This window comes from Sanguibacter gelidistatuariae (assembly GCF_900096585.1).
GTDB lineage: Bacteria > Actinomycetota > Actinomycetes > Actinomycetales > Cellulomonadaceae > Sanguibacter > Sanguibacter gelidistatuariae.
This window is the reverse complement of sequence record NZ_FMYH01000002.1, coordinates 269,997-296,405: the sequence shown is the minus strand read 5'-3', so window position 1 is coordinate 296,405 and position 26,409 is coordinate 269,997. Positions and strand designations below refer to the sequence as shown.

The 26,409-nt window shown below is 69.7% G+C and carries 22 protein-coding genes, 1 tRNA gene and 1 pseudogene; 10 read left to right on the top strand and 14 right to left on the bottom strand.

What is annotated here, in order from left to right; translation table 11 throughout:
- Positions 1–47: 47 nt before the first annotated feature.
- The 3 genes from nusG to BLQ50_RS06135 all read right to left on the bottom strand — a co-directional run bounded on the left by nusG (position 48) and on the right by BLQ50_RS06135 (position 1,471).
- Complete coding sequence (nusG, locus tag BLQ50_RS06145; RefSeq protein WP_093182102.1) at positions 48–863, bottom strand: transcription termination/antitermination protein NusG; 816 nt, start codon at positions 861–863, stop codon at positions 48–50.
- A gap of 153 nt (positions 864–1,016) precedes the next feature.
- Positions 1,017–1,295: a preprotein translocase subunit SecE gene (gene secE, locus BLQ50_RS06140; protein ID WP_093182100.1), complete on the bottom strand. Its 279-nt coding sequence runs from the start codon at positions 1,293–1,295 to the stop codon at positions 1,017–1,019.
- A gap of 103 nt (positions 1,296–1,398) precedes the next feature.
- Positions 1,399–1,471, bottom strand: a tRNA-Trp gene (locus BLQ50_RS06135).
- Positions 1,472–1,619: 148 nt separating this feature from the next.
- On the opposite strand from BLQ50_RS06135, the gene BLQ50_RS06130 reads away from it, so the two are divergent.
- The gene (locus tag BLQ50_RS06130) at positions 1,620–2,537 is read left to right on the top strand and encodes an ABC transporter ATP-binding protein (protein WP_093182099.1); all 918 of its coding nucleotides are present in this window, start codon (positions 1,620–1,622) and stop codon (positions 2,535–2,537) included.
- Complete coding sequence (locus BLQ50_RS06125) at positions 2,534–3,403, top strand: ABC transporter permease (RefSeq protein WP_093182097.1); 870 nt, start codon at positions 2,534–2,536, stop codon at positions 3,401–3,403. Before BLQ50_RS06130 ends, BLQ50_RS06125 begins: the two co-directional genes overlap by 4 nt.
- A 79-nt stretch (positions 3,404–3,482) precedes the next feature.
- On the opposite strand, the gene BLQ50_RS06120 is transcribed toward BLQ50_RS06125, so the two are convergent.
- Positions 3,483–3,989: a flavodoxin domain-containing protein gene (locus tag BLQ50_RS06120; protein ID WP_175559042.1), complete on the bottom strand. Its 507-nt coding sequence runs from the start codon at positions 3,987–3,989 to the stop codon at positions 3,483–3,485.
- Positions 3,990–4,126: 137 nt separating this feature from the next.
- Between BLQ50_RS06120 and BLQ50_RS06115 the strand changes: the two genes are divergently transcribed.
- The 3 genes from BLQ50_RS06115 to BLQ50_RS06105 all read left to right on the top strand — a co-directional run bounded on the left by BLQ50_RS06115 (position 4,127) and on the right by BLQ50_RS06105 (position 7,332).
- A complete protein-coding gene (locus BLQ50_RS06115) occupies positions 4,127–5,191 on the top strand; it encodes an adenosine deaminase (RefSeq protein WP_093182094.1) in 1,065 nt (354 codons plus the stop codon).
- 44 nt (positions 5,192–5,235) lie between these two features.
- Positions 5,236–6,015: a uracil-DNA glycosylase gene (locus BLQ50_RS06110; RefSeq protein ID WP_245700930.1), complete on the top strand. Its 780-nt coding sequence runs from the start codon at positions 5,236–5,238 to the stop codon at positions 6,013–6,015.
- Positions 6,016–6,153: 138 nt separating this feature from the next.
- Positions 6,154–7,332 (top strand): TerC family protein, encoded by a 1,179-nt coding sequence (locus BLQ50_RS06105; protein WP_093182093.1) that lies wholly within the window; start codon positions 6,154–6,156, stop codon positions 7,330–7,332.
- A 93-nt stretch (positions 7,333–7,425) separates the two neighbouring features.
- Here BLQ50_RS06105 and BLQ50_RS06100 read toward each other — a convergent pair whose 3' ends face one another.
- A complete protein-coding gene (locus tag BLQ50_RS06100) occupies positions 7,426–8,295 on the bottom strand; it encodes an MYG1 family protein (RefSeq protein WP_093182091.1) in 870 nt (289 codons plus the stop codon).
- Positions 8,296–8,451: 156 nt separating this feature from the next.
- Here BLQ50_RS06100 and BLQ50_RS06095 point away from each other — a divergent pair, with 156 nt between their 5' ends.
- Positions 8,452–11,076: a phosphoenolpyruvate carboxylase gene (locus BLQ50_RS06095; protein ID WP_093182599.1), complete on the top strand. Its 2,625-nt coding sequence runs from the start codon at positions 8,452–8,454 to the stop codon at positions 11,074–11,076.
- Between the two features lie 29 nt (positions 11,077–11,105).
- Here the strand turns inward: BLQ50_RS06095 and BLQ50_RS06090 are convergent, their stop codons facing one another.
- On the bottom strand, positions 11,106–13,163 hold the full coding sequence (locus BLQ50_RS06090; protein ID WP_093182090.1) for a nuclease-related domain-containing DEAD/DEAH box helicase: 2,058 nt from the start codon (positions 13,161–13,163) through the stop codon (positions 11,106–11,108).
- 174 nt (positions 13,164–13,337) lie between these two features.
- Here BLQ50_RS06090 and BLQ50_RS06085 point away from each other — a divergent pair, with 174 nt between their 5' ends.
- Positions 13,338–14,774: a glucose-6-phosphate dehydrogenase gene (locus BLQ50_RS06085; protein WP_245700929.1), complete on the top strand. Its 1,437-nt coding sequence runs from the start codon at positions 13,338–13,340 to the stop codon at positions 14,772–14,774.
- A 58-nt stretch (positions 14,775–14,832) separates the two neighbouring features.
- Here the strand turns inward: BLQ50_RS06085 and BLQ50_RS19000 are convergent.
- Both BLQ50_RS19000 and BLQ50_RS06075 read right to left on the bottom strand, forming a co-directional pair.
- A pseudogene (locus BLQ50_RS19000) lies at positions 14,833–15,084 on the bottom strand (ribosomal maturation YjgA family protein); the annotation flags it as partial.
- A gap of 70 nt (positions 15,085–15,154) precedes the next feature.
- Positions 15,155–16,213, bottom strand: coding sequence for a threonine aldolase family protein (locus BLQ50_RS06075; protein WP_093182085.1), 1,059 nt, complete (start codon positions 16,211–16,213; stop codon positions 15,155–15,157).
- A 60-nt stretch (positions 16,214–16,273) separates the two neighbouring features.
- Between BLQ50_RS06075 and BLQ50_RS06070 the strand changes: the two genes are divergently transcribed.
- Positions 16,274–16,510, top strand: a complete 237-nt coding sequence (locus BLQ50_RS06070; RefSeq protein WP_093182084.1) for a hypothetical protein — start codon at positions 16,274–16,276, stop codon at positions 16,508–16,510.
- A gap of 66 nt (positions 16,511–16,576) precedes the next feature.
- Positions 16,577–17,497 carry an AEC family transporter gene (locus BLQ50_RS06065; protein ID WP_093182082.1) on the top strand — a complete coding sequence of 307 codons (921 nt, stop codon included), beginning with the start codon at positions 16,577–16,579 and terminating at the stop codon, positions 17,495–17,497.
- Positions 17,498–17,499: 2 nt separating this feature from the next.
- Here the strand turns inward: BLQ50_RS06065 and mgtE are convergent, their stop codons facing one another.
- The 5 genes from mgtE to BLQ50_RS06040 all read right to left on the bottom strand — a co-directional run bounded on the left by mgtE (position 17,500) and on the right by BLQ50_RS06040 (position 24,675).
- On the bottom strand, positions 17,500–18,876 hold the full coding sequence (gene mgtE / locus BLQ50_RS06060; RefSeq protein ID WP_093182081.1) for a magnesium transporter: 1,377 nt from the start codon (positions 18,874–18,876) through the stop codon (positions 17,500–17,502).
- 280 nt (positions 18,877–19,156) lie between these two features.
- Positions 19,157–20,989, bottom strand: a complete 1,833-nt coding sequence (locus tag BLQ50_RS06055) for a carbohydrate-binding domain-containing protein (RefSeq protein WP_093182079.1) — start codon at positions 20,987–20,989, stop codon at positions 19,157–19,159.
- Positions 20,990–21,040: 51 nt separating this feature from the next.
- Entirely contained in the window at positions 21,041–22,150 is a 1,110-nt protein-coding gene (locus BLQ50_RS06050; RefSeq protein WP_093182078.1) for a glycosyltransferase, read from the bottom strand.
- 9 nt (positions 22,151–22,159) lie between these two features.
- Complete coding sequence (locus BLQ50_RS06045) at positions 22,160–23,164, bottom strand: phosphodiester glycosidase family protein (protein WP_093182076.1); 1,005 nt, start codon at positions 23,162–23,164, stop codon at positions 22,160–22,162.
- A gap of 137 nt (positions 23,165–23,301) precedes the next feature.
- Positions 23,302–24,675 carry an HNH endonuclease gene (locus BLQ50_RS06040; RefSeq protein WP_093182075.1) on the bottom strand — a complete coding sequence of 458 codons (1,374 nt, stop codon included), beginning with the start codon at positions 24,673–24,675 and terminating at the stop codon, positions 23,302–23,304.
- A gap of 765 nt (positions 24,676–25,440) precedes the next feature.
- Between BLQ50_RS06040 and BLQ50_RS06035 the strand changes: the two genes are divergently transcribed.
- A complete protein-coding gene (locus BLQ50_RS06035) occupies positions 25,441–26,064 on the top strand; it encodes a hypothetical protein (protein WP_093182073.1) in 624 nt (207 codons plus the stop codon).
- Positions 26,065–26,088: 24 nt separating this feature from the next.
- Here BLQ50_RS06035 and BLQ50_RS06030 read toward each other — a convergent pair.
- Positions 26,089–26,409: integrase core domain-containing protein (locus BLQ50_RS06030; RefSeq protein ID WP_139185778.1), on the bottom strand; the 321-nt coding region annotated here is incomplete at its 5' end.

Genomic DNA, 26,409 nt, shown 5'->3' with positions numbered 1-26,409 from the left:
GACTCAGTGATTGACGACGCCCTCTGACGCCGTCGGCTCGCTCAGTATCAGATCTTGGCGACCTGGCTGAACGACAACTCAACCGGGGTCTCCCGGCCGAAGATTGATACCAGCACCTTGAGCTTCTGGCCCTCGGCGTTGATCTCCGAAATCGTGGCGGGCAACGTGTCGAACGGCCCGTCGGTCACCGTGACCGACTCACCGATCTGGTAGTCGACCTCGATGACGGGCGCCGAAGCGCCCTTCGCGCCAGCCTCCGCCTTGGGGGCGATGAGCGGCGCGAGCATTCCGAAGACCTCGTTCTGCGTGAGCGGAACGGGCTGGTGGGTGTGGCCGACGAAGCCTGTGACACCGGGAGTGTGGCGGACCGCACCCCACGACTCGTCGGTCAGGTCCATGCGGACGAGGACGTAACCGGGGATCCGGACGCGGCGCACGATCTTGCGCTGGGCGTTCTTGATCTCGGTGACCTCTTCCATCGGGACCTCGATCTGGAAGATGAAGTCCTCCATGTTGAGGCTCTGGATGCGGTTCTCGAGGTTCGCCTTGACGCGGTTCTCGTAGCCAGCGTAAGAGTGGATCACGAACCAGTCGCCAGGCTTGGAGCGCAGCTCCCGCTTGAACACCTCGACCGGGTCCTCTTCCTCCTCCTCGTCAGAGTCGGCCTCAGCGTCCTCGACGGAGTCGGCGTCGACCTCGTCGGTGGACTCTTCGTCTGCGGACCCCTCGTCTGCAGACTCGTCCTCGACCTCGTCAGCCTCGACCGGCAGGTTCTCTGCGGAGGTGTCCGCTTCCGTGCTCGCGGCGTCGCCAGCGACGGCGTCGACGATCTCCTCCGTCGGTTCGAACGACTCCTGAGACACGGGCCAACCTGCTTTCTACTGACTTTCCGAGACCAGCCCGGACTACTTCTGAATGGATGCTCGATCCTGGCCTGCGGCCGGTGCCGAGCTGTTGCACGTGGGGCCCACCGGCCCATACCGAAGCGGTGATCCGGCTCCGAGGACCTGGCGGCGTCAGCCGAAGAGCGCGAAGACGCCCTTGCCGATGAGGAAGTCGAGCACAAGCACGAACGCCATGGCCACGAGCACAAACACGATGACGACAACAACGTAGTTGATCAGCTCAGGGCGGGTCGGGACGACGACCTTCTTCAGCTCAGCAACGACCTGGCGCACGAAGAGGGCGACGCGGGCGAAGAAGTTGGCCTTCTTCTGCTCGGCCTTCTTTCCGCTCTTCCCGCCGCTGACACTGACGCCCTCGGCGCTGGCGGCACCTGATGCGGAATCGCTCACTGTTCGTCCCTACGTCGTGGCTTGCCTTCTCGTGTGCCTATGACCGATCACCCTCGTGACCGAGGAAACACCCTCGTCGACTCGCGTCGACGGCGGCGCCTTGCAGGGCAGACAGGACTCGAACCTGCAACCTGCGGTTTTGGAGACCGCTGCGCTACCAATTGCGCCACTACCCTTCGAGGTCATGTCACCCCCGATTCCTCCGCGACCTGCTGGGCGCGTCCGATCCGGGTGGACGTGAACCACCGAATGAGTACTCTACGCGACAGGATGGCGTGGGTCGAACCGGCACGTCCGGGGCCACCTCTGGACGATGCTTGACCCATGCATCCCACGACCGCGCACTCCCCCGGCGCCCCGGCGCCCGCGATCTCCGTGACCGACCTGCGTAAGACCTACGGGTCGCACGCCGCCGTGGACGGTCTTGACCTGCGGGTCGAGACCGGTGAGATCTTCGCGATCCTCGGGCCCAACGGGGCCGGCAAGACAACGACCGTGGAGATCCTGGAGGGATTCCGCAGCCCGGACTCCGGGGTCGTCCGGGTGCTCGGCGAGAACCCCGCGAATGCCGGGCGAGCCTGGCGCGCCCGGATAGGCGTCGTCATGCAGGACTCCCGCGACCAACCTGAGCTGACCGTCTCCGAGCTGGTGCACCACTACGCGACGTACTACCCGGCCGCGCGCGATCCCGACGAGGTGATCGAGGCCGTCGGGCTGCGCGAGAAGGCGAAGGTCCGGGGCCGCCAGCTCTCCGGCGGACAGCGGCGGCGCCTCGACGTGGCGCTCGGGATCGTGGGGAACCCTGAGCTGCTGTTCCTCGACGAGCCGACGACAGGCTTCGACCCGCAGGCGCGGCGCAGCTTCTGGGAGCTGGTGCTGTCCCTGCGGGAGGGCGGCACCACGATCCTGCTCACGACCCACTACCTGGACGAGGCGGCCCACCTGGCCGACAGGGTCGCCGTCGTGCAGGACGGGCGGGTCGTGGCCCTGGGCGCCCCGGACACGCTCGGCGGGGCTGAGGCCCGCCTGCCCGTCGTGCACTGGGAGAGCGGGGGGCAGCACTTCAGCGAGCGCACGGCGCAGCCGACCGCGCTCGTGGCCAGGCTGGCGGGCGAGCTGGCGGGAGCCGGCGGCGAGATCCCCGGGCTGCTGGTCGCGCGCCCGAGCCTGGAGGACATCTACCTCTCGCTCATCACCGGGACCGACGCCGACGCCGCGACCACCGAGGAGACGAACCGATGAGCACTCAGGCGACCCGGACCACCCAGCCGAGTCCCGGCCGACCCCTGCCCGGCGCGCTGCGCCTGAGCGTCGAACGCGCCCGGGTGGAGATGACGATGTTCTTCCGCGAGCGCGACGCGGTGATCTTCATCTTCGCCTACCCGATCATCATGCTCGCGATCTTCGCGACGGTGTTCGGCCAGGACGGCGCCATGGTGGACGGCGACGCGGCCGGCGCCGGGGCCATCCCCTTCGCGCAGTACTTCCTGCCCGGGATGGTCGCGACCGGCGTCATGCTCACGAGCTTTCAGTCGCTCGCGATCTCGATCGCCGTGGAACGCGACGAGGGCTCGCTCAAGCGGCTGCGCGCCACGCCGTTGCCGCCCGTGAGCTACTTCGCCGGGAAGATCTTCCAGACGCTCCTCGTGTCCGGCGTGCAGATCGCCCTGCTGCTGGCCGTCGGCTCGGTCATGTTCGGCATCGACCTGCCGACCTCGTCCACGGCGTGGCTCACCTTCGCCTGGGTGTTCCTGCTGGGGACGGCGACCGGGACGGTCTGCGGCATCGGCTTCTCTTCCTTGCCGCGCTCCGGGAAGTCGGCCAGCGCGGTCGTGACCCCCGTCGTGCTTGTGCTGCAGTTCGTCTCCGGGGTGTTCTTCGTCTTCACCGACCTGCCCACCTGGATGCAGAAGGTTGCCGAGGTGTTCCCGCTGAAATGGATGGCGCAGGGCATGCGATCGGTCTTCCTGCCGCCCGAGGCCGCCGCGTGGGAGGCGTCGGGGTCCTGGCAGCACGGAGCCACAGCGTTCATCCTGGGTGCATGGTTGATCGCGGGTCTGGTCGTGGGTGTGCGGACGTTCCGCTGGCGTCGTCGTGACGACGGCTGACCTCGCGCGGGGTCCTGTGGGCGCCGTGACGCCTGGGGTCACCAGGCGCCACGGCGCCACGAAGACGGAGCCGTGCACCTCAGGCGGTGCGCGCCGGCTCCTGCGCCAGGGCCGCAGCGATCTGCTCGGCCCATGCCTTGACCGCGTCCATGTCGCGGTTGTCGCCGTACTTGCCGCGGGCGGCGAGGATCGCCGCGCGCTCGGCGAGGCTGAGCTCGAGGACGTCGAGCTTGCCGGGGAAGTGCCGGTGTCCCTTGGCCTGCAGAGCCGCCATCCGCGCGGCCGTGGCCGGGGTGGCGTTGGCGTCCTTGCTCGGGGCGTCGGCCAGGCCCGAGGAGAACAGCCACACGTGCGTGTCCTGGAGCTGGGTGGTGATCCGGTCGACGAGGTCACGGGCTTCGGGGAGCCACTGCCCGAGGTACACCGCCGAGCCGATCACTACGGCGTCGTAGTGGCCGGCGTTGGCGATGTCGGCTGGATCGATGTGGTCGCAGTCGAAGCCAGCGTGGTTGAGCGTCGCCGCGATCAACGCCGCAATCTCCCTCGTCGCGCCGTGCTTGGACGCCGCACTCACTAAGACGCGCATCTCGCTGCCCTCCTCGATCTGGTCCGCAACCCGACGTCGAAGCGTGAATGTCCGACTTCTCCATCATTGCCTGCGAGTCTTCGCGCCCCGTAGGTCAGAAGTCCCTCGCTGAGCGTGGTCCCTGACACAATCGGGCGATGCACGACAAGAGACACAGCGACCGGCCCGGTCCCACCGGCAGGGACCTCGCCGACCTCCCCAAGGCCCATCTGCACCTGCACTTCACCGGATCGATGCGGCAGGAGACCCTGGCCGCCCTCGCGGCCAAGCACGGCGTCCGGTTGCCGTCCGCCCTGCTCGACGCCGACCCGCTGCGGGTCCCCGCCAACGAGCGCGGCTGGTTCCGTTTCCAGCGCCTCTACGACGCCGCCCGAGCGTGCGTGCGCGACGCCGACGACATGCGCCGGATCGTCCGGGAGGCCGCGGAGGACGACGCCGCGGAGGGGTCCGGGCGCCTGGAGATCCAGGTCGACCCGACGTCCTACGCCCCCTTCGTCGGTGGGATCACCCCCGCGCTCGAGATCGTGCTCGACGAGGCCAGGGCCGCGAGCGCGGCGACCGGGACCGAGGTCGCCGTGATCGTCGCGTCGTCGCGCATGCGCCACCCCCTCGAGGCGCGCACCCTCGCGCGGCTCGCTGCCCGCCATGCCGGGGACGGCCCGGGCGAGGTCGTGGGCTTCGGCCTGAGCAACGACGAACGCCGCGGGGACACCCAGACCTTCGCCCCCGCCTTCGCGATCGCCCGGCGGGCCGGCCTGGCCTCCCTCCCCCACGGCGGGGAGCTGCTCGGGCCCAGCCACGTCCACGACGTGCTCGAGTCCCTGCACCCGGACCGGCTCGGTCACGGCGTGCGCGCCTGCGAGGACCCGCGGCTGCTCGACCGCCTCGCCGCCCAGGAGATCGCGCTCGAGGTGTGCCCCGCCTCCAACGTCTCCCTCGGGGTCTATCCCGAGGACGCCCAGGTCCCGCTGCGGACCCTGGTCGACGCCGGCGCGCGGGTCGCGCTCGGCGCCGACGACCCGCTGCTCTTCCGCTCCCGCCTGGTCGACCAGTACGCCAGCGCCCGCCGGGTGCACGGCTTCAGCGACGCCGAGCTCGCCGACCTCGCCCGCGGGTCGATCCGGGCGAGCCTGGCGCGGTCGGGCACGAAGGCCCGGCTGCTCGCCGGCGTCGACCGGTGGATCGAGCAGCCCCTGCCGTGACGGCCCTGCTGGCGGCCCCCGCGCCGACCGCGCAGACTGGCCAGATGGCCGACTCAGCTGCGGGGGCCGCACCCCCTAAGATGCCCGGGGCCGACGCGCCCGACTGGCCGCTGGGCGCCCGATCCGCCACGACCCTCACCGAGGTCGACACCCACGTCATCGCCTGCTTCGCCTGCCCGCGCCTGGTCGCCTGGCGGGAGGAGGTCGGACGGGTCCGCCGGGCGGCCTTCGCCGACGAGACGTACTGGGCCCGCGCGGTGCCGAGCTTCGGCGACGAGCGGGCCCGCGTGCTCGTCGTCGGGATCGCTCCGTCCGCGCACGGCGGCAACCGGACCGGTCGGATGTTCACCGGCGACCCGAGCGGGGACTTCCTCGTCGCGGCGCTGCACCGGACCGGCTTCGCCTCCCAGCCGACGTCCGTGAGCGCCGACGACGGGCTGATCCTGCGGGGCCTGCGGATGGTAGCCCCGGTGCACTGCGCACCCCCGGACAACAAGCCCACACCCGAAGAGCGTCATCGGTGCGCGCCCTACCTGGGCCGCGAGCTCGAGCTGGCGGCCCCGACCGCGCGGGTCGCGGTCGTGCTGGGGGCGTTCGGGTGGCTCGCTCTGCTCGGGTCGCTCGCCGACCAGGGCTGGGCGGTCCCCCGCCCGAGGCCCACCTTCGGCCACGGCGCGGAGCTCAGCCTGACCCACCCGGACGGCCGCCACCTGACGATGCTCGGATGCTTCCACGTGAGCCAGCGCAACACGAACACCGGCCGGCTGACCCCCGCCATGCTCGACGCCGTGCTCGAGCGGGCGCGCACGCTCGCGCGCGTGTGACGCAGCCGAGCAGCCGCCCGGGAACCACCGGGCCTCGCCCGTCGTTGACACGACATAACGTACTGCGCCCGATGATCATCGGGCGCACCGCCACCGGCCCCGGGATCCCGCGCGGTCGGCGACAGCTGGAGGACATGCATGGAGGTCTCAGGACTCGTCTGGGCACTGACGATCGTGGGGATCGCGGCGCTGCTCGCGTTCGACTTCTTCTTCCACGTCCGCAAAGCCCACACCCCTACGCTGCGCGAGGCCGCAATCTGGTCGTCGATCTACGTCGGCCTGGCGCTGATCTTCGGTCTCGGCGTGCTCGCCTTCGGCGGCGCGACGATGGGCTCGGAGTACTTCGCGGGGTACATCACGGAGAAGGCGTTGTCGGTCGACAACCTCTTCGTCTTCCTCATCATCATGGCGAGCTTCAAGGTGCCGCGCGCAGACCAGCAGAAGGTGCTGCTCTTCGGCATCGTCTTCTCGCTCATCGCCCGCACGGCATTCATCTTCGTCGGCGTCGCGCTCATCAACCGCTTCTCGGCGCTGTTCTACCTCTTCGGTCTGTTCCTGCTCTTCACCGCGATCAAGCTGCTCAAGCCCGAGGGCGAGGGGGACGGTGACGAGGCGAACAACTTCATCATCCGGACGGCGAAGAAGATCTTCCACACGACCGACCAGTACGACGGCGACAAGCTCTTCACGATCCACAACGGCAAGCGTGCCCTGACCCCGATGCTGCTCGTCATGGTCGCGATCGGCGGGACGGACATCCTCTTCGCCCTCGATTCGATCCCGGCGATCTTCGGCCTGACGCAGAACGTGTACATCGTCTTCACCGCGACGGCGTTCTCGCTCATGGGCCTACGCCAGCTGTACTTCCTTGTGGACGGCCTGCTCGACCGGCTCATCTACCTGTCCTACGGTCTCGCGGCGATCCTCGGCTTCATCGGCGTCAAGCTCGTGATGCACGCCCTGCACGAGAACAACCTGCCGTTCATCAACGGGGGTGAGCACGTCGACATCGTCGAGATCAGCACGGCACTGTCCCTCTCGGTGATCGTGGGGGTCCTCGCGGTGACCGTGATCGCCTCGCTGCTCAGCCCGCGTGGCAAGGCCCACAACGTCATCTCGTCGGCTCGCGCCAGCGCAGCCCACTACCTCGACCACGACTACACCGAGGACCCGAACGAGCGCCACCGTCTGTACGCCGTCATGCTCGAGAACGAGAAGGTCCTGCGGGGGCTGGACGCGAAGTTCACCGACTCGGCGGACGCCGAGCTCACCGAGCTCCTCGATCGGGCCCACGCGGAGCACGCCGCCCACCGATAGGAAGCACCCACCGGTAGACGAAGAACGCACCGGATGCCCGTCGTCGGGCATCCGGTGCGTTCTTGTGTGCGGTGCGCTCGTGCGCGGTGCTTGCTACTTGCTCGCGAGGGCCTGCTTGAGCATCTCCAGGGCGCCCTCGCGGGACTCCGCGGCGGCGATGAACCCGGCCTTGTGGCAGAACACGGCGTCCGGCACGCCGGTCACCTCGGCCAGCTCCGCGCCGTTGAGCCCACGCCACGCCTCGGGGAAGGCCTTGCGCGAGCCGAACTGCGAGCTCTCGGGGCGCACGGTCTGCAGGGTCCAGTGACCCGTGGCGCCGGGGAACACCGTGAACAGCAGCTTGGACTGCTTGGTCGCGATCCCGCCGTGCGGGATGAACTTGTCGAGCACGACGTAGGCCTTGCTCGGGCTGGCCTTGTACGCCGCGAGGAAGTCCCGCTCGGCCGCGAGCGACGTCTGGTACTTGCGCCGCAGGCGGGCCAGCAGCTGACCGGCCAGGGCCACAGCCACGAGGAACTGGGAGTCGAAGTCCTCGTCGTCGCCGATTGGGTTGAACAGCCCCAGCACCTCGGAGATGTCGAGGGGCACCGCGCCCAGGTCGGTGAGGCTGTAGAGGTCTTGCCCGTTGTCGACCGCGTCGATCGCCTGGACCAGCCGGGAGTCCACGCGCTGCCAGACGGCGTCGTCGCCCTCGCAGTAGTCCTTGCCGTAGTGCTGCCACAGCAGACCGAAGGCCGAGTAGAGGATCCCGTTGTCGCGGGCGCCCGAGCTCAGCTGGTGGTGGTCGAAGCGCTTGGCATCGACGTCGTATACCCCCCCGACGTCCAGCACGATGTCCGCGCCGGCAAGCCGCTCGGGATCGCGCGTGCGGATCACCTCGGCGTCGGGGAACAGGTGCGTCAGGAGCGCGACGCCGAAGACGTCGTCGGCGTGGAACTTGCCGTTGTGGGTTGCGATGATCACCGCTCAACCCTACGTGGCCCGGCGTCGGTCTCCACTCCGTGAGCACGAAACACGCGGTCAACATTGGCCCGATAACCTGTTGGGGTGACAGACCACTTGAACACACCGGAGCAGCCCGCCGCGCCCGAGCGCCTGCGCGACGGCGCCCGCGAGGACATGCCCGAGCAGCTGCGCAGGGATGTCCGCCTCCTGGGCGACCTGCTCGGCCAGATCCTCAGCGAAGCCGTCGGGGCCGACCTGCTCGAGGACGTCGAGTGCCTGCGCGCACTCGTCATCCTCGCTGCCACGTCCCCTGAGTCCAGCGCGCTCCAGGAGGCCGAGGCTCTCGTAGACTCCTTCACCCCGCAGCGCGCCGAGGACGTGGCACGCGCCTTCAGCTGCTACTTCCACCTCGTCAACCTCGCCGAGGAGCACCACCGGGTGCGCGTGCTGCGCGAGCGAGAGTCCGCGCTCACGCCGTCGCAGTCTCACCCGGAGGACTCCCTGCCGAGCGCCCTGCGGGCGCTCGAGGAGGAGGTCGGCGCCCAGGACGCCCGGGCCCGCGTGGCCGGCCTGGAGTTCCGCCCGGTGCTCACCGCGCACCCCACCGAGGCCCGACGCCGCGCGATCGCCTCCGCGATCCGCCGCATCACCGTGCTGCTCGCCGCCCGCGACGACCACGGACTGGGCGGCGTCGCGCTGCGGGAGAACACCGAGCAGCTGCTCGCCGAGATCGACGGCCTGTGGCGCACCTCCCCGCTGCGGATGACCAAGCCGTCGCCCCTCGACGAGGTCCGCACCGCGATGGGCGTCTTCGACGAGACCCTGTTCACCGTGCTCCCGGAGGTCTACCGGCGGCTGGAGAACTGGGTCAACGTCGACGGCGCAGGCCTGACCGCACCCGTCGCACCCGCCTTCGTGCGGCTCGGGACGTGGATCGGCGGTGACCGGGACGGCAACCCGAACGTCACGGCCGCGATCACCCGCCAGGCCGCCGCGATCGCGAACGAGCACGTGCTGCGCGCGCTCGAGAACGTGGCCCTGCGGGTCGGGCGGACCATGACCCTCGACGCCGCCACGACGCCGGCCTCCCCTGCCCTCGACGAGCTCTGGCTGAGCCAGCGCCAGCTGGCCCCCGAGCTCACCACGGAGATCGCCCTGCGGTCCCCCAACGAGCCGCACCGCCGGGCACTTCTCGTCATCGCCAGACGCATCGAGGCGACCCGCCTGCGCGACGCCGACCTGGCCTACGCCGGGGCCGACGGCCTGCTGGACGACCTCATGGTCGTCCAGGACTCCCTCGTCGCTGCGGGCGCCAAGCGCGTCGCCTACTCCGACCTGCAGCAGTTCCTCTGGCAGGTGCAGACCTTCGGCTTCCACCTCGCCGAGATGGAGATGCGCCAGCACTCCCAGGTGCACCGCGAGGCCCTCGCGGAGATCGCCGAGCACGGGGCCGACAGCCCCGCGCTGAGCGAACGGACCGTCGAGGTCCTCGACACCTTCCGGGCGATGGCCTCGATCCAGCAGCGCTACGGGACCCCCGCCGCGCGCCGGTACATCGTGTCCTTCACCCAGTGCGCGGACGACCTCGCCAACGTCTACACGCTGGCCGACCACGCCCTCGGGTCCCCCGAGAAGATGCCCGTGCTCGACGTCGTCCCGCTCTTCGAGACCTTCGCCGACCTGCAGGCCGCCACGGAGATCCTCACCGAGATCGTCGACCATCCGCGGGTGGTCGCTCGCCTGGCCCAGACCGAGAGGCGCATGGAGGTCATGCTCGGGTACTCCGACTCCTCCAAGGACGTCGGCCCGGTCTCGGCCACGCTGGCCCTGTACGACGCCCAGAGCCGGATCTCGAAGTGGGCGCAGGACAACAACATCACGCTGACTCTGTTCCACGGTCGCGGCGGTGCGCTCGGACGCGGGGGCGGCCCCGCCAACCGCGCGGTGCTCGCCCAGCCGCCGGGTTCGGTCGACGGCCGGTTCAAGCTCACCGAGCAGGGCGAGGTCATCGCGGCCCGCTACGGCGACCCGGTGATCGCCACCCGGCACATCGAGCAGGTCGCCGCGGCGACCCTGCTGCAGTCGCTGCCGTCGGTCGGGGAGCACAACGCGGCAGCCGCCGAACGCTTCTCCGGCGTGGCCGCGACGCTGGACGCCGTGTCCCGGGAACGCTTCTTCGAGCTGGTGCACGCCGAGGGCTTCCCGAAGTGGTTCGCCCAGGTCACCCCGCAGGAGGAGATCGGGCTGCTGCCCCTGGGCTCCCGTCCGGCCAAGCGTGGGCTGTCGGTCAACTCCCTCGACGACCTGCGCGCCATCCCGTGGGTGTTCGCCTGGACCCAGGCGCGGATCAACCTGACCGGCTGGTTCGGCCTCGGCACCGCGCTGGCCGGCGTGGGCGACCTCGACGAGCTCCAGGCCGCCTACCGTGAGTGGCCGCTCTTCTCCACGATGATCGACAACGTCGAGATGTCGCTGGCCAAGACGGACGACCGGATCGCCGAGCGCTACCTCGCCCTGGGCGACCGGGAGGACCTCGCCACCCTCGTGCTGGCCGAGATGGCCATCACCAAGGAGTGGGTGCTCAAGGTGACCGGCAAGACGCGGATGCTCGCGGACATGCGGGTGCTCGGGCGGGCCGTGCAGCTGCGCAGCCCCTACGTCGACGCACTGTCCCTCATCCAGCTTCGCGCGCTGCGGGCGCTGCGCCGCGGCGCACCGGCCGAGGACATCCCCGAGCTGCAGCGACTGCTGCTGCTCTCCGTCAACGGGGTGGCCGCCGGCCTGCAGAACACAGGGTGATCTGAGGCAGGGTGGTCTGAGGGCGATGGTCAGGTCCCCGTGGTCGAGACCCACAGTCCGTCACGGGCCCGGGTCATCGCGACGAAGAGCTCGCGGCGGTCCCGGTCCCAGCGTTCGCGGTCGGCGTCGGCCGCGGGCGGCTGGGCGTCTGCCGCGACGAGCGCTGCGGGCACCGCACACACAAGGACCTGCTTGAACTCCAGGCCCTTGGCCCTCTTGATCGTCCCGACCTTGACCGCGTCGACCGGAACGCCCTCGTAGTCGGCAAGGTTGATCGTGGGGATGCCCGCGGCCGCGAGGGCGCGCAGGGCACCCTGCACGCCCGCATGGGTGGGGCTGAGAACGCCGATGTCGGCGGCATCCGTCCCGACCCCGGTCAGCACCTCGCGCACCCGGGCGACCAGGGCGGCCGCGGCGTCGGGCTGGGGACCACGCCAGAGCACTGGCTCCGGACCGGTGCGGGTGACCCGGTCGGTGCGGTCGGCTCGGCTGGTCGCACCCTCGATGTCAGCGAACTCGTCACCGTCGACGAGCCGGCTCGCGAACTCGACGATCTGGGCCGTGTTGCGGTAGTTCACATCCATGACGACGCCGCGCCCCGCGAGCGAGACGCCCGCCTCGGCGAGGGTGTACCCACCGGGGTAGATGGACTGCTGGCCGTCGCCGATGAGGGTCAGGCCGTCGGGGGCGTCGCCGGTGAGGGCGTGCAGCAGCCGGATCTGGGCGCAGGTAAGGTCCTGGGCCTCGTCGACGATGACCGCCGCGATCGACTCCTCGCCCGGGGCGCTGCCGTAGGGAACTGACTGCAGCGCCGCCTCGGCCAGCAGGATGCTGCCGGCGAAGTCGGTGATCCCGAGGGCGCGCAGCTGCGCGTCGTAGGCGAGGTGCAGCTCCCAGACGCCGCGGCGCTGTTCGAGGGACAGGCGGTGCTTGCGTCCGGTGCGCGCGAGGTCGGCGTAGGCGTCGAAGTCCGTGATCCCCCGCCCGCGGAGCACCACCACCACCTCCTCCTGCCAGTAGGTGACCGGCAGGTCGATCCCACCGAGCACGCTGTGGCGGCCGGTGCGCACCCACGCGAGGTTGAATGCGGTGAGCGCCTTGCCGGGGTCGACGCGGACTGTGACCCCGCGGGCGTCGAGCACCCGGCGCGCGAAGCGATGCACGCTCGTAAAGATGACCCGGTCGACGGCCTCGGGGGCCAGGCGCGCGAGCGACTGGGCCATGACGCCCGGGAGGGTGTTGACGAAGGTCGTCACGAGCACCTTCCCGTGAGGGTTCATCCGCGCGAGATAGGCGGCCCGGTGCAGCCCGACGACGGTCTTTCCGGTGCCGGCCGACCCGCGGATCCGCGACGGCCCGTTGAAGCTGCGCCGGACGAGCTTGGCCTGGGCCGGGTGCAGGAACGCCATCCAGTCCTCGACCGGGCTGGCTAGCAGCGAGTCGAAGAGGGCCGCGTCGATCTCCCGATCGGAGAGCAGCGGTTCCTCCCACGCGCGGTCGGCCGGGCGGACGGGGTCGACGGCGACAGCGTGTGCCGCGGCGTCGGCGTTGCCCATCGCGGGGAACAGGTCGAGGCAGCGGGCGAGGAGCAGGTCGACCGCGGCGGGGGTGTGTCGTTGGCCGTGACCGGCGATGAAGCGCAGCGCGTCACCCTCCCCGAGGACGCGCACGCTGGCCACCGTCTCGCTGATCCCGGACCGTCCGTGCAGGACGACGACCGGGTGGATCTCGTTGGGCGAGAGGCCCACGTCGGCAAGGTCCGCCTCGACGGTCTGGCCCAGGTCGGCGAGGGCATAGAGCTCCTCGGTGACGTCGTCCTGACCACGGAAGATGCGTCCCTGCGCGACGGACACGTCGGCCCACCACTTGGTGTCCACGATGAACACTCCGCCTGGCCCCACAACCACGAGGTCGACGTTGGCCGTCCGGCTGCCCGGCCATCGGCGGTCTGCCAGGAGGTGGTAACCCACCCCGGCGAGCCGTCCGAGCGCCGCGACGGTCGCCTTCTCCGAGACCTCGGCCGCGTGGGCGCCAGCGAGCAAGGCCTCGCGGCGCGCCCCTACGCCTGCTGACCGTCCCGCTGGCATGTGATCCCCTCGCTCTCTGCCGGGGATATCGGCAGGGGCGACCGCGCCCTTGAGGACGTCGACGGCGCGCAGAGGATGAACAATGGCGGGTCCGCGCCGGCCTGCTCCTCGCGCGACGCCCCGCAGACGGTCGTAGCGTGGGTGACCAGCCACCGCCGACGTCAAGAGGCCATCGTGACCACCACCGCACCTGAGCGTCCCGTGATCTTCGTCCTGCACGGCGCCCGCGGTGACCTCGCCAAACGCATGGTGATCCCCGGACTGGCCGAGCTCAGCGCCCGTGGCCTGCTGCCCGAGCGGTGGGCACTGCTAGGGACAGGTCGCGCCGCGATCGACTCCGCAGACTTCGCCCAGATCGTCCGTAGCTCGCTCGAGACATTCGGACCTGCGGACAAGGCCGCCGCCACCCAGGCGGCAGACGCCCTGACGGCTCGCGCCAGCTACGCCCAGGAGGTCGTCGAAGGTGAGCCCGACGGCGCGCTCACCGGCGCGGTCGCAGCCCTGCGCCACACCCTCGCCACGGGCGACAACACTCCGGACGACGTCCTGGTCATCCACTACCTGGCCGTGCCGCCGACCACCTTCGTGTCGATCACGCGCGCACTGGGCGAGCACGGCCTCACCAAGGGGTCGCGGGTCGTCTACGAGAAGCCCTATGGCACGTCTCCGGACTCCTTCCGCGAGCTTGACGACGTCGTGCACGGTGTCCTCAAGGAGGAGCAGGTGTTCCGCATCGACCACTTCCTCGGTAAGGAGGCCACCCAGAACCTGCACGTGCTGCGCTTCGCCAACGAGCTGTTCGGCGGCGTCTGGAACCGTGAGCATGTTGAACAGGTGCAGATCGACGTGCCGGAGACGCTCGACATCACCGACCGCGCGGAGTTCTACGACGCGACCGGCGCGGCTCTGGACATGCTGGTCACCCATCTGTTCCAGGTAGCCGCCGAGGTCGCGATGGAGCCACCCCACGGGCTCGACGCCGATCACGTCTCGCCCGCGCGCGAGGCCGCGATCAGCTGTTTCCGTCCGCTCGACCTCGCTCACGACGTGGTGCTGGGGCAGTTCGACGGCTACCAGGCCGTCGCGGGCATCGCGGATGGCTCGACGACCGACACCTTCGTGGCGGCCCGCCTGTGGATCGACAACGACCGGTGGCGAGGCGTGCCGTTCTTGCTGCGCACCGGCAAGCGGATGGCGGTCTCGGCCCAGCGGGTGACGCTTGTGCTGCGCACACCGAAGGAGCTCTTCGGCGAGGAGGTGGGGCCCGACCGGATCAGCCTGTCGTTGAGCGGGGACGGAGCGATCGAGATCACGACGACCGTCAAACGCCCAGGACCCGACCTCACGCTCGGAACTGGGACCGCCCGGCTCGCGCTGGACGACGTCGCACCCGGAGAACCGCTGTCGCCCTATGCCTCACTCGTGCACGACGTGATCATCGGTGATCGCAGCCTGTTCACCACCCCGGCCGGACTCAGAGACGCGTGGCGGGCCTTTGCCCCCCTGCTCGGGCCGGATCGCCCGCAGCCGCTCCCGTATCGGCCCGGGTCATGGGGGCCGGCTGAGGCTCGTGCGCTGGCCGCTCCGGGGGGCTGGGTGCTCGGGGACTGACGGGTGCTCGGCGACCGAGCAGCCGGTGGACCAGTGCGCCCAGAACCGCTCCGAGCGCGTAGGCCACCAGGTCGACGGCATTGAAGGTCGTGCCGAGCACGAACCGCAGCGGTTCCCAGGCGCCCGCGAGCGCAGCCGGGACGCCGGTGAGCTGGGAGAGCTCGATGACCGCGCAGAGACCGAAGGCGACGACGGTCAGGACGGCCCTGCGCTGACCGGGCACGCAGAACGCCAGGACCAGGTAGACGAGGACCGCGTAGAGGACGTCGCCGGCGGCGTCGGCGAGCGTGCCGCTGCCGGCCGTGGCCACGGCGAGGCCAGCGGCCGTGGTGACTGCAGCCGCGGCGGCGAGCGGTAGGCGCCTGACCCGGCGCGCGGCGTCAGGCACCGCGCGGGTCCAGCTCGGCCCCTACGCCCGCCACGAAAGCGTCCACGTCGCGCTCGGTCGTGTCGAAGGAGCACATCCACCGGACCTCCCCGCGGGCTGCGTTCCAGTCGTAGAAGCCGAACTGCTCACGCAGGGGCTCGACGGAGGCGGGCGGCAGGATCGCGAAGACTCCATTCGCCTGGGTCTCCTGGGTGAAGGCGAGGCCAGGTGCCGCACCCGCCGCGATGAGCTCGTCGAGCCCTGAACGCAGCCGGGAGGCCATCGCGTTGGCGTGCGAGGCGGACCGCAACCAGAGTCCGCCGTCAAGGAGCGCAAGAAGCTGTGCGGAGACGAAGCGCATCTTCGAGGAGAGCTGCATGGTCATCTTGCGGACGTAGTCGATACCTTCGACCGCGGCGGGGTCCAGGACGATCACGGCCTCCCCGAACACGAGGCCGTTCTTGGTGCCGCCGAAGGAGAGCACGTCGACGCCGGCGTCGGTCGTGATGGCGGCGAGGGGCACGCCGAGGTAGGCGGCCGCGTTGGCCAGCCGGGCACCGTCCATGTGGACCCTCATGCCGAGGGAGTGCGCGTGGTCGGCGATCGCCCGCACCTCGTCGGGTGTGTACACGGTGCCGAGCTCGGTCGACTGGGTGATCGAGACGACAAGCGGCTGCGCCCGGTGCTGGTCGCCCCAGCCCCAGGCGTGCTCGTCGATCGCGGCAGGGGTGAGCTTGCCGTCCGGGGCATCGACCGTGAGCAGCTTCATGCCGCCCACCCGCTCGGGTGCGGCGTTCTCGTCGTTGTGGATGTGGGCGTAGCGGCTCGTGATCACGGCCCCCCAGCGCGGCAGCATCGACATCAGCGCGACGACGTTCGCACCCGTCCCGTTGAAGACCGGATAGGCGCTCGCCTGGTCGCCGAAGTGCGTCTTGATCACGTCCTGGAGGCGACTGGTCCACTGATCGGCGCCGTAGGCGCGGGCGTGGCCGGTGTTCGCGGCCGCGAGCGCAGCGAGGACCTCGGGGTGGGCGCCGGCGTAGTTGTCTGAGGCAAAGGAGTGATGGGGCACAGAATCAGCCTACGTCCGACGGCGGACGCAGATGTCGGTGGGCTCGTGTTGGATGGGACCATGGCCGCCTATCTTGCCCACATCACCGTCCGCGACGATCTCGACGACGACCAGGTCACCGGGATGGCTGACGCCCTCGGCGCGTTCGGTGACCCAGAGGTCCACGTCGACCGAATCGTCTTCGTGGTGCCCGGGGAGGCCCCGGACTCGACCACTGCGGAGATCGCCGCATCCCAGCACGCCGCCGAGCTGCTGGACGGGTACATGTACGAGGTCGAGGTCACCGAGGTGCGCTGAGGCGCTCAGCGCAGGCTGGCGTGAGACGGTGACCCGGATCCCGCCGGATCGGCGCACGATGGCACCGTGACAGGAGTCCTTACCGGGTTTGCGATCATCGCCGCCATCATCGCCGTCGGGTACGTCGTGGGCCGGGTGAACCTGCTGGGACCCGACGCCAGGCAGGTCATCGCGCGTCTGGTCTTCTTCGTCCTGGCACCCAGCCTGCTGTTCACGATCCTGGCCGACGCCGAGGTCGCCCAGCTCTTCTCCCCGCTCATGGTCGTCTCCCTGATCGCGGCGTCGGTGACGTTCGCCGTCTACATCGCGGTTGCGAGGGTGGCGTGGCACCGGGACGCGTCCGACGCCGTGATCGGCGCGCTGTCCGCCGGGTACGTGAACGCGAACAACATCGGCATCCCGGTCGCCGTCTACGTGCTCGGTGACGCCGCGTACTCCGCGCCGGTGATCCTCGTCCAGCTGCTGCTCTTCGCCCCGCTCGGGCTCGCCGTGCTCGACGTCCAGCAGCAGGGCCGCGCCTCGGTGGGCCGCCTGATCAGCCAGCCCTTGCGCAACCCGATCATCATCGGCTCCGCGCTCGGCCTGGTGGTCACGCTCACCGGGTTGCAGGTGCCGGACTCGGTCATGGAACCGTTCCGGATCATAGGCGCGGCCGCGGTCCCGCTCATGCTCATCACCTACGGCATGTCCCTGCACGGTCAGAAGATCCTCGAGCCGGGCGTCGAACGCCGTGACGCCGTGCTCGCGTCGGCGCTCAAGCTCCTGGTCATGCCAGCCGTCGCCTGGCTGTGCGGACGGTTCGTCTTCGGGCTCACCGGCCACGACCTCTTTGTGGTCGTGGCCCTCGCCGCGCTGCCCACCGCCCAGAACGTCTTCAACTACGCCCAGCGCTACCGGCGCGGGGAGACGCTGGCCCGCGACGCGATCTTCGTCACGACCATCGGCGCGGTCCCCGTGCTCATCGTCGTCGCGGCCCTCCTGCGCTAGCGCTACCCAGCACCGAGCTGGGTGATGACCAGGCGCGCGACCGTGAAGTAGATGATCAGCCCGGTCCCGTCGACCACGGTCGTGATCATCGGCCCGGAGACCACGGCCGGGTCGACGCCCAGGCGATTGAGCAGCAGCGGCAGGACCGAGGCGACGAGCGAGGTCCACAGCACGATCACCACGACCGAGATCGCGACCGTGATGGCTACCTCCTCCCCCACCCCGAGCGTCAGCGCCCGCACCCACGCGATGCCCGCGATGGTCGCCGCGATGAGCACGCCGGTCGCGACCTCCTTGCGCACGACCCGCAGGATGTTGCGCATCTCGACCTGGCCCATCGCCATGGCGCGGATCATCGTCGTGGTGATCTGCGTGCCGGTGTTGCCGCCCGTGCCGATGAGCAGCGGGATGAAGAACGTCAGCGCGACGACGGTCGAGAGCTCGTCCTCGAACATCCGCAGCACTGTCCCCGTGTACATCTCGGCGAGGAACAGCACCAGCAACCAGACGATGCGCTTGCGCCAGAGCAGGAACGGGGAGGCGCGCAGGTACGGGACCTCGAGCGGGGCCGAACCGCCCTGACGCTCCGCATCCTCGGTCGCCTCGGCCTCGAGGATGTCGACCACGTCGTCCGCAGAGATGATGCCCAGCAGCGCGCCGTCGTGCACGACGGGAACGGCCGAGAGGTCGTGGTCGGCGAGCAGCCGGGCCGCGACCTCCTGGTCCTCGAGCGCGCTGACGCTCACCACCTCCGGGTCCATGATCGTGGCGATGAGGGTGTGCGGCTGGGACAGCACGAGGTCGAGGTAGGAGACGACGCCGACCAGGCGGTGGTCGGGCGATGCGGTGACCAGGACGTCCCCCTCGCCCAGCGTCGTCTCGGCGGCCCGGGCGCGGATCGCCTCGATCGCGTCAGAGACCGTCATCGATGCACTGACCGACGCGACGTCGGGGTTCATCCGGGATCCGGCGCTGTCCTGGGGCCAGGACAGCAGACCGCGAAGCGTCGCCGAGCGCACCGCACCCGTGCCGGCGAGGACCTGCTGGCGATGGTCGTCGTCAAGCCCACGCAGGATCTCCGCGGACCGGTCGTCGTCGAGGGCGTCGAGCAGACCCGCGGCGACGACCGGGGGCAGGACCTCAAGGACGCCGACGACGGCCGGGGTGTCGATCGAGTCGAAGAGCTCGCGGGCAGTCTGCGGGGTGAGCAGGGCCACGAGCCGGCGGATCTCGGCGTCGGTCAGGTCGTCGACCTGTTCCGAGCGGCGCCACGAGCCGGGGATCTCGTGCAGCCACCGGTCGACGGCGGTCAGTGTCCCGGCGGCGATGACGTCGCGCAGGTCGGGCGTGTTCGAGCGGGTAGGCAGGTTCTGGCGCATGGCGCTCCCTCGTGCGGGCAGCCACCGGGCACAACGACTTGCTCCCCTCCCCCTGGTCGCGGGTGAGAGGAGCCGCCGCGCGGGCGCGGTGACGGACGGGATCGGTCAGGCGCCAGCGCACTGCTGGGTGCCCCGCGCGAGCAGGGCAGAACCGGGTTCAGGCTCGGGACGAGCCGAGGAGCACCGACGCCATGGGTGGGTCAGGCGGATAGCTACTCGCTGGGTCCATGGTCGTCACCTCCTGAGGTCGGGGCCCGTTGGGGCACAGCCCACTATAGGCTCACGCGGTCACCGAGCCGGCCTCCCGGCTGCCGGTCGAGTCCCCGGTGAGCGAGAGCCCACCGACGAGGTCGCCGGTCACCGTGCCGTCCACGGTAATCGTGTACGTCTGGCCGCTGATGATCTGCGGGGTGGAGACGACGATCGTCTGGAAGTCCTTGGAGGACTCGAAGGATGCGACCGTGGTGCCGTCCGCGGCGACCAGGTGGACGATCGTCCCCGCTTTCTGGACGGAGTCGAAGCTCACCAGGACCGAGGCCTGCGGCGAGGAGGCGGCCGGCGAGACTGCCATCCCGGCGCTGCCGGCGGCCACGAGGACGCCCCCGGTCATGAGCACCCCGCCGTCTGCGTCGATCGCACCGTTCCCGTTGTCCGTAGGGCCGGAGACGACGACGGTGCCGCCGGCGATCTCGATCGACCCGTTCGCGTCGAGGCCGTCGCCGCCCGCGTCCACGACGATCGTTCCGCCGTAGATGGCCATGAAGTAGTCGGCGTCGGCTGTGAAGGTTTCCTCGCCGCCCATGCCGCCGGGGGCGCCTCCCCCATCGCCACCAGGGCCGCCACCCTGGCCGCCGCCACCGGCAGGGCCGCCCATCCCGGAGGAGTCGGTCCCGCCCGCGACGTTGATGCCGTCGTCGGAGGCGACCACCCGGATGTCGCCCGCGTCGATCGTGATCTGGGCTGCCTCGAGGCCTTCGTAAGACTCTGTGACGTCGACCGTCCCGCCGGTGATGGTCAGGACGGCGTCGGCATGCACGCCGTCGTCTCCCGCAGCGAGGGTCAGCGTGCCCCCAGAGATCGAGACGAGGCCGTTGGAGTGGACCGCGTCGTCGACCGAGCGGACCGTGATCGCGCCGCCGGTGACGACGACGCTCACGTCGCCCTTGATGCCCTTGCCCGAGGCGTCCTCGGAGATCGTCGCGCCAACGCCGCCGCCGGAGGTGGCCGTCACGGTGCCGGCGGAGACGATCACATCGGTCTGCGCCTGGATCCCGTCGTCGCCTGCGGTGACGGTCACCTCGCCGGCGCTGACGGAGACGTAGCCCTTGGTGGCGTCGTCGTCGTTGTCGGACTTGAGGCCGTCGCCGGCTGCGGTCACGGTGATCTGCGGGGCGGACTCGCGTTCCTTGATGACGAGGTAGTCCTTGCCGCGGATGCCGTCGTCGGCCGCGGTGACCGTGATGATCCCGCCGGAGACGACGAGGCCGTCCTTGCTCGTGATCGCGTCGTTGGCATTGCCCTCGACCGTGAGCGCGCCGGAGCCGGTGATGGTGAGGTCGGTCGTGGAGAAGATCGCGGCGTTCGGCTCGTCGGTCTCGGCGTCGGGGTAGACGTAGGTGCTCGCGTCCGAGACGGTGTTGGTCGTGGCGTCGGCCAGGACGATCATCGCCTTCGCGGCGTTGGTGATCACGATCGGTGCGGTCGTCGAGCTGGTCAGGTCGACGCCGTCGAAGATCAGCCGGACGATGGCGTCGTCGGCGGAGTCGACGACGACCTGCCCGTCGGTCAGCGTGCCGGAGAGCCGATAGGTGCCGGCCGCAGTGATCGTCACGGTCGAGCCGTCGATCGTGACGTCCGAGCTGGCGGACGTCGCGGAGTCGCCGGTCAGTGTGACCGCCACCTCGTCGGCTGCGTCCCAGACGTAGTCGGCATCCTCGTCGTGGTCGGCGGCGTTGTCGCTGGTCGCCTCGGCGGCGTCGGCAACCTGTTCGGTCTTGGTCGTCGAGCTGGTGGTGGATGTGCCGGTGCTGCCAGCCTCCTCGGAGGCGCAGCCGGCCAGCAGCGCGAGGGCAAGGACCGGGGCCAGTAGGGCGGTGCGGGTCGGACGTCGCATGGTGTTGCTCCAGAGGTCGGTGACTGTATGTGTCAGGTCTACGCGGAACGGCTATGCGTGGGATCGCCGTCGCTTGTGAGATTCCTGTGAGGCTGGCGTGCCTGGCGAGACGGAGGTGGGTCCGGTCGGCGCCGCAAGCGCGTGCGGCGCGGCGAAGACGACGGCGCGCTGCACGCGATAGCTCGCGACGAACAGGACTGCCTCGGTCGCCACCTTCGCCCCGAGCAGCGGCACCCCCGCCGCGGTGAGCACCCAGAGCGATGCCAGGTTTGCGGTCAGCAGGGCGAGCGTCAGCGCGTAATAGCGCAGCGCGGCCGCACCCAGGCGCCGCGACCTGCCGTGGTCGAAGACGAACGACCGGTTGATGGCGAAGTTGACCGCCGAGCTCACGACCCGCGCCCCGAGCACGGAGACCAGGAGCGATCCGGTGAGCGCGTGAAGTACGAGGAGCGCCACGGTGTCCACGGTGAAGGCGGCGAGGGATGAGCCCACGAACTTCAGCAGCGGCGCGTAGATCCGCACCGAGTCCGCGACCGGGCGGAAGTGGGAGGAGGTGTTTCCGTCCAGGTAGATCGTCGCGATCGCGATCTCCTCGATCTCGCGGTGGGTGGATGTCGCCTCGAGCAGGAGGTTCAGCTCGTACTCGAACCTGTCCCCCGGCACGGTCTGCAACCACTCGAGCGCCGACGCGGGGTAGCCTCGCAGGCCGGTCTGGGTGTCGTGGAGGCGGTGGCCGGTGGCGAGGGCGAACATCCGCCGGGTGATGGCGTTGCCCGCGCGGCTGCGGGCTGGGACGCTCCCGCTGAACTGGCGGGCGCCGAGCACCATCGCTGCTTGTGAGTCCCGCACCCGGGTCGCCACCCGGAGAATGTCGACGACGCTGTGCTGCCCGTCGCAGTCGGCGCACACGACACCGGCTCCGGGGTGGTTGGCCTCGATGTGGGCAAAGCCGGCCTTGAGCGCGTGTCCCTTGCCGACGTTCCTGGGCTGGGTCAGGACTTCGGCGCCCAAGGCGCGCGCGGCGTCGAACACTGCGCGGTAGGCCGGGCCAGAGCCGTCGTCGACAACGAGGACGGTGAGCCCGGCGTCGGCCGTGCGCAGGGCCCGGACCAGGTCGACGAGGCGCGCGTCGGGTTCGTAGGAGGGGATGAGGACGATCATGGTGACCCCTCAGCTCCCGATGTAGAGGATGTCGGAGGTGCCACGCTCCTGGCCCTTGCCGAGCGGGTCGTTGACGAGCTCGCCGTCGAAGTACATGGTCGAGGAGCCGCCGCCGTCGAGGTTGTAGGCGGTCGTGGCGCCCAGCCCCTGCATGATCTCGGCGAGGCCGGTCAGCGACACGCCTGCGCTGTAGCCGGGGCTGCGGCCGTCGACGACGACAAAGACGAGGTGGTTGTCGTCGACGACGCCGATCGCGGTGCGCGGCTGGTCCCCCTGGATCGAGTGGTTGCCGATGTTCGTGTCGACCTCGACGTCGTCGATCCCGCTGACGACCTGCCCGCCGGCGAGCAGGGCGGGCCCGAAGGAGAGCGTGTTCCACACCCCTGCGGCCACCAGGTCGGTCGCGGTGGTGGCGGTCTCGTCATAGACCTTGACCGTGCCGTCGCGGTAGAAGGCCAGCCCCTCGCGGGCCCCGTCGTCGCGGTAGACCACCCCGTTGCGGATGACGATCCCGGTATCGCGGAAGCCGTAGTAGTCGCCGTTGATGGCGAATACAGCGTCGTTGTCCGCGGCGATGTCGGAGGTGTCTTCAGTGATGTTCTGCCCGAAGGCATTCTGAGCAAAGGCCGAGCGCAACGTGGTCGCATCGGTGAGCGTCACGTCGGCGACGTAGTACGTGACGGTCGCATCGCCGGTGCCGGTCGTCACGGTCGAGATGGTGATGCCGGCTTGGTCGGAGGTGTAGGTAGTCGCGGTGGTGACGGCGTCGGTCGAGGCGGCGGTAGAGCTGGCGGCGTCGGGGTCGGCGTCGACAGTTGCGACGGAGTGCGCGGCCTCGTAGGCCGCGACGTCGGAGATGGCCACGTGCTCGAAGACGTAGCGGTTGAGCGCCCAGCCCACTGCCAGCAAGATGGCGAGCAGAAGGGCCAACGCGCCGAACAGGATGCGTCGACGCAGGCTGCGGTGCCCCGCGGGGCGCCCGGGCTTGTCGAGATGCTGGATGGATGAGTTCATCACCCAGTTCTATGCAGCGCAGATATGCCCCGCGCAGGTGCCGGTTGAGCGTTTGCTGTGGACCCGATGCCGTGGAGGTGCCGCTACCCGTAGGTCAGGATCCGAGCTCAGGATCGGGCGGATCGGGTCTGGCCGAGTCAGGTCGCTTGGGCACCTGGTCGGCGGCCGGCCTGGTCGCTACCCGGTTGGTAGCTGCCGGGTGCGGCGAAGTGCCAGCCGTCGTCGTAGATCATGGCGATGTTCTCGCCGTCGACCCGGTGGTGGTGGTGGCGGCAGAGGAGTGCGCCGTTGGAGGGTGTGGTCTCTCCGCCGTCGGCCCAGTGGCGGATGGCGTGGTGGATCTCGCAGACGTGGGGTGGGGCGTCGCACCCCTCCCAGACGCAGTGTCGGTCGCGGGCGACGATGGCGCGGCGATGTTCCTTCGTGAACGTGCGTTTCGTCCGGGAGATGTTGAGGATTTGGGAGTCGGGTCCGAAGATGATCCGGGTGATCTCCCCGTCGCAGGCGATGCGTCGCAGGACCGCGTCGGGGATGGGGCCGGTGCCGTCTTCCCAGGTCGCGAACCCGGCCAGAAGGCGGGCTTCCACGTCCTCTGGTGACCATGTCTGGGAGCTAGAACCGTCCGTGTCGCCGTCGCCGCCACCGTCGGTGGCGTGGGCGTGGGCGTGGGCGTGGAGGTTCTTGAACTCTTCCCAGGTGATGTGGACCGAGAGGTGCGGGCGGACGTTGGCGCCTTTGCCGGCGATCCCGCCGTCCAGGACCAGATGGGCCAGGTCCACGAGGGAATCGACCTTGCGCAGGTCCGCCGGACGCAGGTCGTCGGCGGCCGGCACGCCAGCAACTGCGCGGAGCGCGGCGTTGAAGGCCTGGCCGTGCTCGGTCGTGACGAACCCGCTGATCTGCATCCCACCCATCGTGGGGGAGATCTGCAGGAACTCCCACTCGACCGCGTCCTTGAACGCCTTCTCCTGCGCCTGCGGATCACTGACCACGGTGAAACTCTTGATGAGCTTGGCGAACTCATCCACCTTGAACGCCCCGGCGTGCCCCAGGAGCATCTGCTCACCCGTGCACACCGGCCCCGCCGGGGTATCACTGGTCACCGGCGTGGCCAGCACCTCACACAACGTCTCCGTGACCGTCGCCTTCACCATGAGCGACACGTGCTCAGCGGTGATCTCCCCGGCACAAGCGGCCGCCGCGGTCGCGGGCAGGTGGTCACGCAACGCCCGCGCCGCCGCGACGGTGCGCTTCGCCAACGCCGTCGACAACCCTTCCGAACAGGCCAGCCACGAACTGAAGGAATGCATCGTCTCCACCCGCCACGACCCTTCGGCCTCGATCTGACCGATCAACACCAACCGTTGCGCCGCCAACCGGTCGGTCGCCCGGCGCACCCGCTGGGAAACCTCCGCCGCCAACGACCCCGCCAACCCCGACAGGTCCGTCGAGGCGATCTTCTCGGTCACCGCGTCCACCAGGTCCAGCTGCGCCAACAACCCCTCCGGCACGTCCGAAACCTCAGGAGCGGAAGGGGCGGAAGGGGCGGAAGGGGCGGAAGGGGCGGAAGGGGCGGAAGGGGCGGAAGGGGCGACACGCGCGGCCGCCGGGGAAGAACCAGCGGACGAGGCCAGCGCGGGCCTCGTCGCCTCAGCACCATGTGTCCAGAACGACGGTCCCTCAGGAGCGGCGGACCAGTTCGAGCGGACAAGGTCCTCGAACGCAGCCTCGAAGTGGTCCTCGACAAGGGTGGCCGCCGAACCGGCGACCACGTCGCACCACATGCCGGGACCATATTCAAGGCGTTCGACGGCGGGCGCGAGATCGCGATCGAATAGATTAATCGACCTCATGATACGCCTCCCGTCTTCGCAAATATATACCTCACCACCTATTGCGCAGTCTATCGAATTCGGGGCCATTCGACAAGGGATCTCGATATTGAGTTGGGCGCAGCGTCGACCATTTCGATCGAGCGTTAATGAGAGTCAACCGCTTCAATCGTCACGTTGGCGAGCGCCCCCGATGAGATAGCGTTGGCTTTATGTAGACTGCCTGTCGTGCCGCGACCGTCGTTGTTGAATCCGCCTCTCTGTCCTCGAGGGCACGTGTCGCACGATGGGTACTCGGTACGCAAGGCTGGTACCTACGGTGGTCCTGCGAAGCGGTAGCTCTACGCGTGCATCGCGCCAGACGGTGCCCGGCATCGCTTCGCCCCTACGCTCCCGCGCGAGCACAACCACGATGGCGTATGCGACTCGTGCGACTCGACGTTGGTGGCCCACACCGGACCCGTCGTCGGCCGCGACTACCTTCATCGGCTCCGACTTGTTGCGGACGCGCTCGTTCAGGTCGGGGGCGGTGCCTCCTACGTCCGTGCTTCGAACCGCGCGCGGGTCGGGGCCGGCCGCGATCCCGTCTTCGGCTCCGGCGCCGGGCATCTGGTCTCGGAGTGGACCGACGCCTGGGCTCCTATCGTCATCGCGACGCTCGCCGAGACGGACTGGCCCGAGACCCTCGTCCTCGACTTGACCGACTTCTGGTGGACCAACGCGCGCACGAACCGTCGCCGACCTGAGTTCGCGGTCCTCATTGCCTACGGCCACCCCGGACCCGGAGCCGCCGACCCCAGGCCACGCGCGTGGGGCATCCACGCCTCCTACACGGCCCAAGCTTCAGACTGGGTCACCCTCCTGACGAGCCTGAACCTACCGAAGCCGCCGACGACCGTGATCTCCGACGACAACCTGGCGGTCACCGCGGCCGTCCAGCGCGTCTGGCCAGCCCAGCCCGGTCAGGCGCTGCCTGTGCCGTTCGTGTTCTCGTGCGAGCACCACGTGCGAACCAACGCCGTCGCTGCGCTCACCGCCGACCGGGTCTCGCACTTCGGGTCGGTGTGAAGCGCCCCAGGTTTCGTGCCGCTTCTATGCGGGTTGAAACTGCTCGGTGAGTGAAGCGTAGTGGACGTGTTCGTACTCGATGGGTGGGACGTGGCCCAGGCTCCCGTGCAGGCGCCGGTTGTTGTACCAGTCGACCCAGCCGGCAGTCGCGTATTCGACGTCCGCGATGGTCTTGTAGGGGCCGCTCTGGAAGACTGTGGTGCGGATGCATTCGGCCTTGTAGAGCCCGTTGATCGTCTCGGCCAGGGCGTTGTCATAGGCATCGCCCACGGTCCCGATGGAGGGGCGGATGTCGGCTAGGGCGAGGTGCTCAGTGAGCTTGATCGACGTGTACTGAGATCCCGC